A 14,150-nucleotide genomic window follows, 5' to 3' on the forward strand; every position below is an offset into this window, starting at 1 on the left:
GACGGCTAAATCCTTTTGTTTTTTATAAGGATAGTCTGCTCTGTCACTTCCAGCGACCAAAACACCTGCTCAAAAAAGTGATCACTACCGGCAAATCTTACTTCTATTGGATTGGTTCGTTTAGCTAAAGCAATGTTGTTTTCCGCATAACAATGCAGTTTCGTCAATGCCCCCTTCCGTTCCTGTGGCGATCCTAGAAAATGAAAGCCATTTGATACCGGAATTAGCGTACTATCAATCGTTAAACACTCTTGTAACTCAGCCAGATTTTGAGGTTGAAAAGAATCTGGTGACAACCAAGTACCATAGCCCGGTAAACCTTTCACCGCTTGGAACAATTCTGACTTACTTACAAAGGTTCTTAACCAATTAACCCCTGAGTTAATCTCGGGTTGAAACAAAGCCCCTCCAGCGAAATTAGTTGGTAATGCAGCTTTAAACTGGCTTTGGTAATCTGAAATTCGTTGGTCACTTTCTATTGCAATTACTATATCGAATATTAAATCCGAGCAATCTTCACGAATGATCGTGGTTCGCTTAACTTGTGAAATACTCCGAGCTTTTGCTATTACACTGGGTTCGGTGAGCTTTGCGCTGGTTTGTACGGATTCATCACGAATAAAAAAAGCAAAATCTTTAAACTCGAATTGCCCTTCTCCATCAGATAGCAAATCTTGTAGCTCTCTCTGGTAACGATGAACAAATCCCCACACCGCCGTTAATGAAGGCGCACCAGATAAGTACGGGCAACTCATTGCAGCAGCATCAAATACTCTCATAGATGAAAGGTAAAGATACTGCACTTTACTATCAGAAACAGTCGGAGGTTCTGGTTGACTTAGCTGAGTTAGCACCCAAATAAGCTCTGTTTTTAACACACGCATCAGTTTGGGATGGTAGGCAAAACGAGAAGCAAAGCGGTTGTTCTGTAAAGCTATATTCAAGCGCTGATTTAAGCTGGTTGTGAGCTCTATAAAATCAAGCTCATTGATGGTCAAGAATCGCTTCGCCAGTTCATCATCTGGTTCATCATAAAAGCCAATTGGATCAGTGACTGAATTATCCCGTAATTCCATAAGCGGGAGTAACCATAAAGCGATTTGTTTACGTATAATTTTCAGTTGATACTGGCGAACATGTTTCTGCGCTTTGCGCATTTGAGGTTGTTCAAAACCTGTCAGATGAGCCAATACACCACAGGTACTTTTTGACGTTAACTGAAAATCATCAAAGTAGCGCTTGGTTCTACTGCGGCTTGCACCGAGAGTTTGATGTCTATTCGCAATTACTTCAATCGGATAATTTAGTATGTTCATATCGCCACCCAATGAACCGCATAAATTCCCGATACTTGCTGAATGAGGGAAACTCATAGCCTTAAAGTGAAGTGAGCATTCACGTTGACAAGACAAAACAGAGAGTTGCTGCTGTATAGCATGGCTAACCACAGGGGTTACTGATAGGTAATCCCCCCTCCAAGGGAAACGGAGCTGCTTGCTGTAGCGGTTCACTTCGTCGGGAAGATGAATCGAAGGCAACTGATGTTCAATGAGATCTTTAAGCTGCGTTTGTGCTTTCGGTTTTAATCCCACATCAGCTAAAAGTTCCAACCAAAAATCATCACCACCACAAATAAGATTAAGCAGGTTTTCCACTCTTCCACGCCACCGGAATTCATTTAATAACCAGATTGTATGTTTATAAACAGCGGAATTGTGCGCCCAGCCATAAGCTCTGTTAAATGACTGACTCGTGAGTGTCGGAGTCTCAGTGTACAGAGGCGTAGCTATAATTCGCTGCTCTGATACTCGGCAATCTGGGAATTTTAGGTTATGGGTATGAAACCACTGAATTTCTTGTTCAGCCGCCGATAGGTTAGCTGAATCGGCAAAATAGCCCAAAGCACGATGAAAATCGAGCCAGTCTTTCGCTTCCGGGTTACTTAATGAAAGATTGAGTAACACAATTAACGCCTGTTTTTCACTACCGTCAACTTCTACTGGTCGCGTATACGGCATGAACGCTTTTTTGATTTCTGTAAATCGGAGCTTAGAGTCTTCAATATCAATTAAATCTTGCAAAGTCATCATGGCTTACCACTCTGGCAAATAATGATTTAAACCATCAGTTTCACTACACATACTGGATAACTTGAGCTCGATAATGCTACGAAGAGTAAAAACAGAGTGATGGTTTTCTATTTTACTCTGCAACTTGGGCGTGTGTTGAGCTTTAAGCTGTCCAAACTGGTACAGGCGATATATTTCTTCTGTGGTACATGAAAGCAATGTAGAAGCTTCTAAAGGGCTTAATAATACATCACCTATGTTTGCTGATTTCACTTTAGGATTATTGGTGATTAAAGCCCTGAAATATAGAAATACATTTTTCAGCACCGGATTTTTGCTCAGATCACGGCTTGGTAGGCTGCGACACTCTTTCAACAAGTCACCAAACACTTCACTGAAGTAGGTTTTGTTCCAAGGCTGGATTCGCACTATGTGAGCCTTCTGCACAATTGAATCTAAATCGGTATTGAGCTTGTTCGGCCAAGATTTACAACACTCAACAAAGCCATCAAAACTAATATCATCAAGTTCACCATATCGGTTGATATACCAAAGCAGAAATCCAAACCGACTTGATTGAGTGAGATCCTGACTCATTAATCCTGATTCTACGGGCTTCTCCCCTGCTAGCCACTGTGCAACAAATAAAGTAGAACCGCTTTCCTTCTCTGATGCGCAATTAAGTAAGGAAAAACCGCATTCACAATGCTCAATTAGCTCTGACAATTGGTAGTTCAATAATTTTCCGCATTCGGGGCATCGTTGAGCGAGTTGGTTGTGGTGTTTATGGCAAACTTGGTAGGGAATGAAATGCCACAGTTGACGAATATAAGCAGCTTCGTCTAAGCATTTAGGGCAAACAGGTGTGAAGTTTTTTCTAAGAAAGGCTTGAGGATAATCAGCACCATAGCGATTTACCGCTTTATAATCTGGAGAGAAACTTGCCTTCGAATGAGCAAGCGATAGCCGTAGAACACCAAAGTCGTTAAATTTCAGCCGCTTTTCCAAATCTATAAGTACTCGAACTCGCATTTGGCTCGTTGTTTGAGCTTTATAGATGTTGATTCGACTTAACTCGAAAGGAAATGCGCCAGGAATAGCCTCATGTTGCAATAACGTAGTTTGCCAAATGTCCTCAGCAAAGTGAGCGAACTGCTCGTAGCCTTGATACTTACTTAGCCGCAATAAGAAGCTTTCTAGTGATTCATCAGGGTAGAGTTCAATTTCCGTATCCATTGCGAACCTAAAACTTAGATAACCTAAGTTTTAGTATTGTATAGCTTTCGACAAAGTCAAACTATTACATCACGATATCTTGGATTCTTGGAGCATGTTTATCGTATTGTTTAAGGTATTCAGTTTGGCATAAATTGTTATCGAATAAATACGGGATTTTTCCGACATTTCTAAAAGTTTGTGTTGATGAGCGGGTAACCTTTTGGAAAGCTCACGATATTCTTCAATTTCAGCCAAAACAACATCTAACTCAAATTCAAACCGCTCTTTCTCTAATAACAACTCTTGGAGCCCGACTTCTTTAGGATTATCAGTAGCCATATTACACCTTAACCAATGTCAATCACTTGCCTTTAAAACTTAGGATTGCTAAGTATACAAAAATAAGTAAAACTTAGACAATCTAAGTTATCTATAGGTACAGAAAGAATGTCTAAGTGGAAAACCCAATCCCAGCGAGGCTCAAAGCAGCGCGTAAAAAAGCTAAAATCACCCAAAAAGATCTTGGGGTTAAAATAGGAATGGAAGAAAGTTCGGCAAGTGGTCGAATGAACCATTACGAAAAAGGTCGCCATGTTCCGGATATCGGAACGTTAACCCGTATGGCTGAAGAATTGGGTGTACCGTTAAATTATTTCTTTTGTAAGGATGAAGTGACAGCTGAATTGGTTTGTTTGATTGATAAGTTGAGTAATGAAGATAAGGAAAATTTACTATCTATGTTAGAAAATAAAAAATCATCCTTTTAATGGCGTTTTACTAAGCAGCATATGAACGGGTAATAGGTCGGTAAACGTTCTATCAATCAACTTACCTTCTTTAAACTTTGCATCTTTATCGTATCGAGTTTCAATACTCAATTCTCGTACTTTTAGTTCATTTAAAGGACAGGTAAATGGATTATCTTCATTAGGATATCTCGAGCTAAATGTGGCTTCTAAGATCTCTTTATCGAGGGTGTCTTTTGACTCGGACAGTGCATTTACGAGAGCATCAGATAGGAAGTGTTTTAGTGACCGACACTCACCGCGACATACAGCAAATAAAGGTAATAGAATTTCATCGCAAGTCAGGTTAGGTCTTTCATCAAACCCCATTCTTCCCGCTAGTCCAGCGACAAACTTGGCAAAATGAAGTTTTCCACTTTGATCAGGTATCAATGCCTTACTCTGTTCTGAATTCTTAAATAGGTGAAAATAATTAAGATGCCTACGCCAACTAAGCCGTGAACTCCATTGGGGCTCTTCAGCGAGCAAAGATGAATATGGCATTCCGACTAATACAAATGAGACCTTAGCTTCCTCACTTATCATTTTGAACGTATTGGCGATTGTTTGCCTTTCTTCTGCATCTTTAAACTCTATAAGTTCTTGTATTTCATTTACTATTATCAGCTTTACATTCTTGTCAGTTAGCGTTCTTATAACACCAGCTGTTAAAGAGCCTTCTTTATATGATCGCCTTGTCCGACTTGACTTAATATCATCAAGATCAAGAAGAAAGCGCTCCAAAGTATTCTGCTCCTTAATTTTACTGGGTATCCGGGTATTCAATACGGGCATTTCGGACCATCGACCTTTTTTAATAGTAAACTTTTTCCAGTAGTTATGGATGAGAGCACTTTTACCAGCTCCAGTATCACCAGTAAGTAGCAAAGATTCTTGTTCTCCACCTGCAGTACTATTAAACATTAGACGATCAAAAATAGTATAAATTTCAGTGATCTGCGGATATTCAACAAAACACTCCCGAAATTCACTTAGCTGGTTTAATTGTCGAACAGTCAAATTGAACATTTTAGTATCCATCAATATCACTTAAATCAATATCATCAGCCAAATCATCTGTATCAGAAACATCTAAGGTAGGTGGTATTTTGTTTTTAACTTGCTTGTTTGCAATAGATACAGGGCCTTCACTGCCTACTTTTTTATATTTTGCTATTTTGGATAAATTAGTTGTTTTGGGCTTTGTAGATCTGCTCTGTTTATTATTGCTGATACGCTCCACTTCACCATCGATTCGCCTATCTATGTATAAATAGGTATCAGCCAAAGATTCTTCATTTTTTTGTAAACGAGTATTCAATCGTTTTACAGCACAAATTCGTTCATGTTGATACAAAGACACTCCCTCAATATGACCTGAGTTCTTAATCACCGGGACTTTAAGATACTGTTTATCTTCTTCTAAATACACATATATATGACTGATATCATCAGGATCGGTTTTTACTTTTAAAGTCGCTCCTTTTTTATTTGCTTTTGCAGAACGCTTTTTATAGGCAACCAGTTCTTCAGAATCATATCTTAGGTTATGAATCCTTATTCCATCTTTTCCTAAAGTTCGAGTGTTTAATATTCCTAACTCAATTTTTAACTGTTTAGCTTCAATCCCATCATAAAAATTAGGGCGCCATTTAGAATCATGCCATTTGTGGTAAGGGATTCTTCGTTCTTTTGAATCTGGCTTCATGTGGAAATAATCAATCACCCATTTGTAGAGCAATTCTAAAAAAACAGAAACACGAACAACGGCATCCTTCTTAGGATCATAATCTTTTAATTCAGTAATATTATTGAATGTTTTGCCAGGCAAGCGGCTGAATAACAGCTTATAGAAAGAGTCAAAAGCCTTTTCGACATGTGGCTTTTCCCACGGTTTTGCGGCTTTAGTATAAATAATGTCAGAGACTAATGGTTTCAGAGCTGATTCCAGACTTTGGCTCCAAAATTCAGCACCATTATCAACGACCAAGTAAGTAACCTTTCCATGGCAAGGCCAATCATGTTCAATTGCCGGAAATTTTCTTTTTACCCAGTCTTTTTTTAGTGTTGCGTTTAAAAATGCCGAACGAACCGATTCGTAACTAGGATCTCTGAAGCCAACGTATAAACCAACAATGCAATCACTATATCGATCGTACAATATAGTTAGATAAGGTCTTCCCAGAGGTAAATTTAATTCATCATCAAGCAAAATAACTGGCGCAGGAGTATGATCAATTTCAACATACTCCATGGGATATGTTGCTGGTCTAATATGATCAACCATCTTAAATTCACGATCAGCATAGCGTTTCCCATATCGTGCAGCAGCTACATCATAAGGCTGTAGCTCATTTATTCTATTGTAAAAAGTACGTTTACTTATAGGTTTTATCTTTCCATCAGGATTATTTCGGTTTTCTTCAATTACACGAGATTTGTAATACTCAAAAACTTCTGCAACTGATAATCTTTCTTTTGTTAGATATTTTTTATTTATTGCCTCATGTACTAATAGTTGGGAGTCTGACTTTTTAGTTCGATTTCCTTTCTGCTTATGCTTTGGTGCCAACGAAAAAATATCTCTACCTGATTGAAAATATGCAGATTTCCATTCAACAAATACTCTCCAAGTAGGTACCCACTTACCAGTTTCACTTTTATATGAACTCAATAATGGCGATAAATTACGCTCCGTCCAGCCGCCAGAGAGACGTTTTTCCACGTAGTTCAATATGTCTAGACGAGCAAGTGCCTGTTGCTGTAATTCTGAAGGCAAAGTATCAAAAGAAGGTTTAAAATGATTATCTATAGAATTAAAGAATTGGTTAACGTTTTGAGAAGGAGGATCTACATTTTCTTCAATGAATTCATCAACAAAACCGAATAGGCTACTATCGCTATCCAGAGGTTCATCAACACCAGACATAATTACTTAACCCAAAGCTTTCTTTGGTTAGATCTGTTTTTATTTTCCCTGACGATAACCAACACAGAGCACTTATCAGGGTTTCATGTTCAGTCAAACCTAAAGATTTTGAAATATCATAAAGCTGTACTTTTTGTTTTCGCTGAATATATTTAAGAACATACCTTTCAGCCTCTGTCACTGTATGTAGACCTGAGTAACGATGTAACAACTTTAAATTGTTGAGTATTGGATTTATCCGGATTTGTTTCTCAGTAATTAGCCGTAACTCATATCCGTAATCAGCCTTAGCAACTCTTTTCTTTTCCGTAAATCTAGCTCTAAAATCTGGCTTTGAGATCTGGCTAGAATGCTTTACTTCAACTAACAAATCCTGTTTTGAAGTGCTGGTAACCAAAAAATCTGGAGTATAGCGGCAACTTCTACCATTAAAACAATAAGCTAAATTGATCGGCTGAGAAGAAAAGCTCTTAACATCGGGGTTATATTCGAGATGAAAGCAAAAGTCGAATTCGAGTACAGACATCGTTCGCACAACAGCATCATTCTTCAAGCTCATAAACTTGCTGATGTTATGTACATGGGAAGATTTTTTGGTTTGGTCATACATAGCGTTATAACTTTGTTGTAAACCTACAACAAAAAATAGTCTATGCTGACTTAGTGTGCAAATTTGCTGAGTCATTTTGCAATTTTTGCTGACTTATTTTGCACGTATCAGATGGGTGGAAGCCCCAGCCACATCCCGGCACACACATCATTCGCTGTGGCTGCTTCCTTCCGGACCTGACCAGGTTTACGAACTAGTGTTGCGGGAGGACCAGGGCCCCCATAGAGCATCTTTGGTTCGTGCCAAAGAGTGGAAAGGATTATCAAGCATCGACTTCATCATTGCAAGCCTAAATCCTAGTAATGTCTTTGATTGTGAACCAATTGGACACCAATTAAACAAATCGAATAAATCTGATTCGTTTATCGATGCCTCATTCGAATCGGTGTTACTACATTTCTTTGATGTTTTGTCTCATACATCGCTTGATCGGTTTGGTGTAACACTTCTTGCAAAGACATGTAGCTATCTCTGTCTGTGGAAACGCCCACAGCCACGGTTACATCAAAACTCACATCACGCTCAACATCAACAAACACGAATCGTTGCAAATAAGCTTGAATTTCTTCCAATTGGTCACGTTTTATATTGCCTACCAAAATGAACTCGTCACCACCAATTCGGTAAGCGTGCCCTTTCCACACCTGCAAGATTCTATGTGCTAATTGCTTAAGTACCTTATCTCCGATCTCGTGTCCGTAGTTATCGTTGATTTGTTTGAAATGGTTTAGGTCAAGATAAACAACGGATATTTTACCCGCTAGCCCCCTGCTGTATCGGCGATACAGAGCACGACGATTACCCAGTTTGGTTAAGTTATCGGTGTTGGATTGCTTATTCAGATACAAGGCAACGATAACTAACAGACCAAATGCGGTCGCAAATAACCATTGGCTATGACGAGTAAAGCGCTTTTCAACCACTAACGTGGCACGCCAGTCGGGCTGATAATCATACGTTTTTATGATTTTCTGCGTATCCATCATTTTGATAGCGCGGCTAAATAGTGTCGCTAAAGATTCACCCAAAGGCGTTTTGGTAAAACCAATAGCAACATCAAAATTGTAGAAACCACCGATCATTGAATCCTCAACAAAGGGCAACAACTGCTCAGACTCACGTAAAAAGAGATTAAAGTTGCCTCGGCTCATCACAATGTAGTCGACCTTTTCAGTCATCAGCCCTTCAATTAGTTCTTCCTGAGTGAGGAAGGTATTCAGCTCCTTTCGCGGCAACATTCGATGCAGCAAATCTGCAAAAAAGTCATCTTTGATGACGCCAATACGTTCTGCGATCAGCTCAGAAACATTGCTGTATACAAAGTCCTTGTAACCTTCTCTCTTGATCATCACGGCTTCAGGGTGATAGTAGCTCTCACTAAAATTGACGATGCTCTTACGCTGCTCTGTGATGGTCAGTGGGGCAATAATGTCAATGTGTTGCTGGCGAATATCGTTGTACATGCTCTCCCATGTTTCGTTCGCTTTACTGGCTAACTCACACTTCAACAACAAAATGTCGCAGGCACGGAAAACAATATCTGCACTGATACCACTGACCCCACCATCAGTATGATAAGTGGCAAAAGGGCTAACGTTTTCCAATTTTACTTTTAGTGGTCGCTGAATATTCAAACCACTGTCTATCACAGCTTGGCGTAATGCATGTTTACGAATATCAAACTGATATTTTTGGATAGATTCACGAAGTAACTTCTGCACTCGTGCGGAATGAACGTAACGTTCGATTTCAAGCAGTAACTCTGCGTTTTCACCTTTTGGTGTCACGATAGATACGGGCTGAATAGATATTCTGTCGTTAAGAAGCTGAGCATCAAATCCCGCTAATAGCATAGGCTTTAGTTGGTTTATCGCATCTACCACACCATCAACTTGGTTATTTTCCAACAGAGACTTTGCTTCTGCTGAACCGTAATAATCAATCAACTCAATCTTGGGATAATTTTGAAGAATAAGCTCTCCATAAATAGTCCCCGCAGGAACCCCTACTTTGCTCATTTCTTCAAGATGCAGGTTGGTTTTACTAAATAGATAGGTGTATTCAATGTTGGTCGGCCGAGAAAAATCGAAACGCTCAGCACGCTCAGGGGTATAAGTCACATTCGCTGCGAAGTCGCTGATCCCGGCTTCAACAGATTTGAGAATGGCGTCAAAGCTCGAATAATTCACATATTCAATATCAATATTAAAGCGGTATGCGACGTCATCAAAAATCACGCGCGACACTACATCGTCAGCTTCAGTTGCGACGAAATAGACTTTTTGTGAATCATTTGTGCTAGCGGCAAGTGCTTGCGAAGAACACAAAAGCACCAACAACCAACCGCAAATTTGCATGGCTTTAGACATAGACGTTGTTATTAATAATTCTTATTTTTTGTATCAAATAATAGTATCGAAACTGACTTTGATTGCACAAAGCTTTTTGCAATCCGTACGGTATATTTTTGCACTGGATTTGATTTTAATCGCTGTCTTTTCGTTCAACCTGCTTATGAGAATAGCGCAAAATAGAATCCGTTAGCCCAGTCATCACAAACAAGTTTCCTAAGGCATCAATACAAAGTCCGATACAGCGGTGTTTGCATTCACTAACATTGGATTGCAGTAATAAACAGAAAAGTTAAGAATAACCTTCCTACTCCTTAAACCGATCCTTGGAAAATTTCTAACTAGGGCTGACTCAGTATGGACCAATTTCTATCACATATCTTCACCGTGATTTATCGAATCCCCGAAGGGAAAGTTTCTACCTATGGTGAGATAGCGAAAATGGCGGGTTATCCCGGATACGCACGACATGTGGGTAAAGCGCTCGGTAACCTCCCTGAAGGAAGTAAATTGCCTTGGTTTAGAGTCATTAACAGTAAAGGTGAGATTTCGCTGACTGGACCAGATTGGGAGAGACAAAGAGAGCATTTGGTCGCAGAAGGCATTGCCGTAAGCAGCAAAGGAAAAATATCTCTTAAGAAATACAAATGGCAGCCCTAAAGCTGCCATTTTTTTTAATTAACGCGTTTAAAATCGCAGTTGGCTTATTTCGCCCCTACACCGATTAATCGCAAATCAACGTGTGTCGTCGCGTTATTATCGGTAATGACCTCATATTGGGTGTCAGTAATAAAGCGCAGTTTACCGTTCACCTCAATACGGGCAGAAACACTGTAACGGTGGTTTTCCTGAATCTTAGTGCTGTCGTATGCCAGATCAAAAGTCAAAGGGACTTGATGACCATTGGTAATAAATTGCTGTTTTGCAATCACTACCGCTGCGGTATCCATTTTCGATACGTCTTGCAATACGACGGTAACTTGCGCGTCATCAGGTAATGCAATTCGCTCACGGTAAGCAACCGTGCCAGTAATAGACTGGATTTTTTGTTGAGGCTTTGACGCCTCAGAGCTTTGGCAACCGACCATGAATATAGACCCCACCACCAACGATACTACCAACAGCATTATTTTTTTCATTTTGCCTCTCTTATAAGATCTTTCGACCAAGCTAATTTCATACAAATCAGTATAGATTCAGTGTCCTAGGCTGTCATATTGCTTCAGTTACCACTAATATACTTAGTACTCATTCAATAGCTGTGTTTTTAAATCAACACGTTAACTGAATATTAGCCGAGATGGACTATGACAGTCACGGAGCTAGGTCAGCTATTGACAAACAATTGACTCAATAAACAAACTAACAGCGTCAGATAAAGATTCATAAGGAAAGGGTAACAAGCTATGAGTAAACCTCTGCAAGAGTTATTGAACTTGCTGCAATTAGAAAAATTAGAAGAAGGCTTATTTCGTGGAGAAAGTGAGAACTTAGGATTACCTCAAGTCTATGGTGGGCAAGTAATAGGCCAAGCTCTCTCAGCTGCGCATTACACCGTCGATCCAGATCGTACGGTTCACTCATTCCATAGCTATTTCCTATATCCGGGTGATTCAGAAAAACCGATTATCTATGATGTTGAAAACCTCCGTGATGGTAGAAGCTTCAGCACCCGAAGAGTCAAAGCGATCCAGAACGGACGCCCAATTTTTTACCTCACCGCTTCATATCATGGAGAAGCCGACGGTTTTGAGCACCAGAACACCATGCCGGATATCCCTGGGCCAGAGAACTTTGCTTCAGAATCCGAACTAGCCGCTCAGATAGCTCACCTGCTTCCTGAAAAGGTTCAAAAAATGCTGTGTGGTGAAAAGCCGATTGAAATTCGTCCTGTTACTGTTATCAATCCTCTCAAACCACAAAAGGCAGAGCCTAAACAATATCTGTGGATGAAAGCCAACGGCCAAATGCCAGACAACCAGCTTATTCATCAATATATCTTGGGTTATGCCTCTGACTGGGGATTTTTAGTCACTGCGTTACACCCGCATCAGGTCACACTGCTTACACCCAAGTTCCAAGTGGCGACCATCGACCACTCTATCTGGTATCACCGCCCATTTAAGATGGATGAATGGCTGTTGTTTGCCATTGAAAGCCCGACTGCAAGCAACACCCGTGGCTTAGTGCGTGGCGAAATCTACAATCAACAAGGCCACTTAGTGGCTACTGCTGTTCAAGAAGGCGTAATGCGCTTTAAGCCCTAATTTTTCTTTACTCTCCCCTTAGGTTAAGGATTACAGTAATGGCATATCCTTAACCTAATCGGAGGAAATGATGGGCTGTTGTAACCAACCACCGAAAGGTGGCTCTACTGAAATCAAACCGTTACTCAAAGCGTTTGGCGTGATGCTGGCCGTTATTTTGCTCATTGCTTGGATATTCGGTTAACAAACCTCTGTGTTGGCCAAGATTAATGGCCTAACGGTAGTTCAGTGGTGTATTTCAACGATTCCATAGCAAATGTTGAAGTCACGTTGTTAAGACCTACGACACTGTTGACCAGTTTTTTATAGAACTGGTCATAGTCTTTCATGTCTTTGACCAACACTTTCATCATGTAATCGTACTCCCCCGCCATACGATAGAACTCCATCACTTCTGGGAATTCCTCCACGGTTGCGACAAACTTCCGATACCACTCATGGGAATGATCGCTGGTCTGAACCAAAACAAATACGGTAAAGCATAGACCCAATGATTCTGGATTCAGCAAAGCAACGCGCTTAGCAATGATGCCTGACTCTTCCAACTTCTTGAGACGTTTCCAACATGGTGTGGTCGTTAAGTTCACTGCTTCCGCCAAATCATTAAGAGAAACCGTACTGTCCTGCTGCAATATTGCCAATATTTTGCGGTCAACCTTGTCCAAAGCCATACAAACACCCACTTAGAGAGAATTATTTTCTCCAAAATTAAACAAACACAAAAAAATTAGCAAAGTTTTTCTCCTGATAAATCGCTAGATTATGAATATAAACTTTAGGGAGAAAACACATGTGTACCGACCATCAATGGATAAACAGCGCAATTAGAAAAATCGAAGCTGACTATCAACGTTCCGCCGACACTCATTTAATCAAACTTGATTTACCGTGTTTGCAGGGCATTGATATATATCTGAAAGATGAAAGTACCCACCCAACTGGCTCCCTAAAGCACCGCCTTGCCCGCTCGCTGTTTCTTTATGCCATTTGTAACGGTTGGATTGGTCCAGAGACACCGATTATTGAATCCTCTTCTGGCAGCACTGCTGTTTCAGAAGCGTACTTTGCTCGTTTGCTCGGTTTGCCTTTTATTGCCGTCATGCCTAAGTGCACAGCAATTAAAAAAATCGAACAAATTGAGTTTTACGGCGGTAAGGCGCATTTAGTCGACCGTTCTGATCAGATCTATGCAGAATCACGCCGTTTAGCCGCAGAGCTGAATGGTCATTACATGGATCAGTTTACCTATGCTGAAAGAGCAACAGACTGGCGTGGTAACAGCAATATCGCAGATAGCATCTATAGCCAGATGAAAATGGAAGACCACCCAGTACCAGCATGGATTGTGATGAGTCCGGGAACTGGCGGCACTTCTGCAACTATCGGGCGCTTTATTCGCTATCAACAATATGACACTAAATTGTGCGTTGTAGATCCACAGAACTCGGTGTTCTTCGATTTTTATAAAACCCGCAACCCAGACATCAAACTAGATTGCGGCAGCAAAATTGAGGGCATAGGTCGCCCACGTGTAGAACCGAGTTTTATTCCCAATGTCGTCGATGAAATGCTACAAATCCCTGACGCAGCAAGTGTCGCAACCGTTCACTGGTTAGAAGGCATTCTTGGCAGAAAAGCTGGTGCATCGACTGGTACCAACCTCTACGGTGCATTGCAGCTTGCCTGTGAAATGAAACGCAAAGGCGAGACAGGATCTATTGTGACTTTGCTGTGTGACAGTGGCGAACGTTATCTTGATACCTATTACAACGCGGATTGGGTAGAGAAAAACATTGGCGATCTTTCTCCATACTTAGAAAAACTAGAAGTTTTCTCTAGAACTGGTGAACTGGAGTAATAACTTTCTCATAGCGTGAATTAAGAACCGAGAGACAGATTTATTGTCACTTTTCTTTTATAG

Annotated in this window: 13 protein-coding genes and 1 other RNA gene; 4 read left to right on the forward strand and 10 right to left on the reverse strand. The window is 40.4% G+C overall.

Going from position 1 to position 14,150, the window contains the following annotated elements; translation table 11 throughout:
• Nucleotides 1-5: 5 nt before the first annotated feature.
• From HKI82_RS08365 to HKI82_RS08375, 3 genes are all read right to left on the reverse strand, one after another.
• Nucleotides 6-2,090: a type I-F CRISPR-associated protein Csy2 gene (locus HKI82_RS08365; protein WP_171137749.1), complete on the reverse strand. Its 2,085-nt coding sequence runs from the start codon at nt 2,088-2,090 to the stop codon at nt 6-8.
• Nucleotides 2,091-2,093: 3 nt separating this feature from the next.
• The gene (locus HKI82_RS08370) at nt 2,094-3,305 is read right to left on the reverse strand and encodes a TniQ family protein (RefSeq protein ID WP_171137750.1); all 1,212 of its coding nucleotides are present in this window, start codon (nt 3,303-3,305) and stop codon (nt 2,094-2,096) included.
• Between the two features lie 69 nt (nt 3,306-3,374).
• Nucleotides 3,375-3,626: a hypothetical protein gene (locus tag HKI82_RS08375; RefSeq protein WP_171137751.1), complete on the reverse strand. Its 252-nt coding sequence runs from the start codon at nt 3,624-3,626 to the stop codon at nt 3,375-3,377.
• A 116-nt stretch (nt 3,627-3,742) separates the two neighbouring features.
• Here HKI82_RS08375 and HKI82_RS08380 point away from each other — a divergent pair, with 116 nt between their 5' ends.
• Nucleotides 3,743-4,054, forward strand: a complete 312-nt coding sequence (locus HKI82_RS08380; RefSeq protein ID WP_171137752.1) for a helix-turn-helix domain-containing protein — start codon at nt 3,743-3,745, stop codon at nt 4,052-4,054.
• Here HKI82_RS08380 and HKI82_RS08385 read toward each other — a convergent pair.
• The 5 genes from HKI82_RS08385 to HKI82_RS08405 all read right to left on the reverse strand — a co-directional run bounded on the left by HKI82_RS08385 (nt 4,043) and on the right by HKI82_RS08405 (nt 9,980).
• Nucleotides 4,043-5,113, reverse strand: coding sequence for a TniB family NTP-binding protein (locus HKI82_RS08385; RefSeq protein WP_240956679.1), 1,071 nt, complete (start codon nt 5,111-5,113; stop codon nt 4,043-4,045). The two genes, HKI82_RS08380 and HKI82_RS08385, sit on opposite strands and share 12 nt — an antisense overlap.
• Nucleotides 5,103-7,001 (reverse strand): Mu transposase C-terminal domain-containing protein, encoded by a 1,899-nt coding sequence (locus tag HKI82_RS08390; RefSeq protein ID WP_240956680.1) that lies wholly within the window; start codon nt 6,999-7,001, stop codon nt 5,103-5,105. The genes HKI82_RS08385 and HKI82_RS08390 overlap by 11 nt, the downstream gene beginning before the upstream one ends.
• Complete coding sequence (locus HKI82_RS08395) at nt 6,988-7,611, reverse strand: TnsA endonuclease N-terminal domain-containing protein (protein WP_171137858.1); 624 nt, start codon at nt 7,609-7,611, stop codon at nt 6,988-6,990. The genes HKI82_RS08390 and HKI82_RS08395 overlap by 14 nt, the downstream gene beginning before the upstream one ends.
• Before the next feature lie 119 nt (nt 7,612-7,730).
• Nucleotides 7,731-7,827, reverse strand: an RNA gene (gene ffs / locus HKI82_RS08400) — signal recognition particle sRNA small type.
• 146 nt (nt 7,828-7,973) lie between these two features.
• Complete coding sequence (locus HKI82_RS08405; protein ID WP_112404572.1) at nt 7,974-9,980, reverse strand: GGDEF domain-containing protein; 2,007 nt, start codon at nt 9,978-9,980, stop codon at nt 7,974-7,976.
• A gap of 339 nt (nt 9,981-10,319) precedes the next feature.
• Here HKI82_RS08405 and HKI82_RS08410 point away from each other — a divergent pair, with 339 nt between their 5' ends.
• Nucleotides 10,320-10,622, forward strand: coding sequence for an MGMT family protein (locus HKI82_RS08410; protein ID WP_102940731.1), 303 nt, complete (start codon nt 10,320-10,322; stop codon nt 10,620-10,622).
• A gap of 44 nt (nt 10,623-10,666) precedes the next feature.
• Here HKI82_RS08410 and HKI82_RS08415 read toward each other — a convergent pair whose 3' ends face one another.
• The gene (locus HKI82_RS08415; protein ID WP_102940732.1) at nt 10,667-11,101 is read right to left on the reverse strand and encodes a YbaY family lipoprotein; all 435 of its coding nucleotides are present in this window, start codon (nt 11,099-11,101) and stop codon (nt 10,667-10,669) included.
• 267 nt (nt 11,102-11,368) lie between these two features.
• On the opposite strand from HKI82_RS08415, the gene tesB reads away from it, so the two are divergent.
• A complete protein-coding gene (gene tesB / locus HKI82_RS08420) occupies nt 11,369-12,229 on the forward strand; it encodes an acyl-CoA thioesterase II (protein ID WP_171137753.1) in 861 nt (286 codons plus the stop codon).
• A 206-nt stretch (nt 12,230-12,435) separates the two neighbouring features.
• Here the strand turns inward: tesB and HKI82_RS08425 are convergent, their stop codons facing one another.
• Nucleotides 12,436-12,900 carry an Lrp/AsnC family transcriptional regulator gene (locus HKI82_RS08425; RefSeq protein WP_102940734.1) on the reverse strand — a complete coding sequence of 155 codons (465 nt, stop codon included), beginning with the start codon at nt 12,898-12,900 and terminating at the stop codon, nt 12,436-12,438.
• Nucleotides 12,901-13,019: 119 nt separating this feature from the next.
• Here HKI82_RS08425 and HKI82_RS08430 point away from each other — a divergent pair, with 119 nt between their 5' ends.
• Complete coding sequence (locus tag HKI82_RS08430; RefSeq protein ID WP_102940735.1) at nt 13,020-14,087, forward strand: PLP-dependent cysteine synthase family protein; 1,068 nt, start codon at nt 13,020-13,022, stop codon at nt 14,085-14,087.
• Nucleotides 14,088-14,150 lie beyond the last annotated feature (63 nt).

Origin of the sequence: Vibrio plantisponsor, assembly GCF_013041605.1 — a bacterium.
Taxonomy (GTDB): Bacteria; Pseudomonadota; Gammaproteobacteria; order Enterobacterales; family Vibrionaceae; genus Vibrio; species Vibrio plantisponsor.

Excerpts from the sequence above, each read along its gene's own strand:
- HKI82_RS08390 (WP_240956680.1), bottom strand. The coding sequence starts at position 7,001 with ATGTCTGGTGTTGATGAACCTCTGGATAGCGATAGTAGCCTATTCGGT.
- HKI82_RS08375 (WP_171137751.1), bottom strand. The coding sequence starts at position 3,626 with ATGGCTACTGATAATCCTAAAGAAGTCGGGCTCCAAGAGTTGTTATTA.
- HKI82_RS08365 (WP_171137749.1), bottom strand. The coding sequence starts at position 2,090 with ATGATGACTTTGCAAGATTTAATTGATATTGAAGACTCTAAGCTCCGA.
- HKI82_RS08370 (WP_171137750.1), bottom strand. The coding sequence starts at position 3,305 with ATGGATACGGAAATTGAACTCTACCCTGATGAATCACTAGAAAGCTTC.
- HKI82_RS08410 (WP_102940731.1), top strand. The coding sequence starts at position 10,320 with ATGGACCAATTTCTATCACATATCTTCACCGTGATTTATCGAATCCCC.
- HKI82_RS08425 (WP_102940734.1), bottom strand. The coding sequence starts at position 12,900 with ATGGCTTTGGACAAGGTTGACCGCAAAATATTGGCAATATTGCAGCAG.
- HKI82_RS08415 (WP_102940732.1), bottom strand. The coding sequence starts at position 11,101 with ATGAAAAAAATAATGCTGTTGGTAGTATCGTTGGTGGTGGGGTCTATA.
- HKI82_RS08405 (WP_112404572.1), bottom strand. The coding sequence starts at position 9,980 with ATGTCTAAAGCCATGCAAATTTGCGGTTGGTTGTTGGTGCTTTTGTGT.
- HKI82_RS08430 (WP_102940735.1), top strand. The coding sequence starts at position 13,020 with ATGTGTACCGACCATCAATGGATAAACAGCGCAATTAGAAAAATCGAA.
- HKI82_RS08395 (WP_171137858.1), bottom strand. The coding sequence starts at position 7,611 with ATGTATGACCAAACCAAAAAATCTTCCCATGTACATAACATCAGCAAG.
- HKI82_RS08385 (WP_240956679.1), bottom strand. The coding sequence starts at position 5,113 with ATGGATACTAAAATGTTCAATTTGACTGTTCGACAATTAAACCAGCTA.
- tesB (WP_171137753.1), top strand. The coding sequence starts at position 11,369 with ATGAGTAAACCTCTGCAAGAGTTATTGAACTTGCTGCAATTAGAAAAA.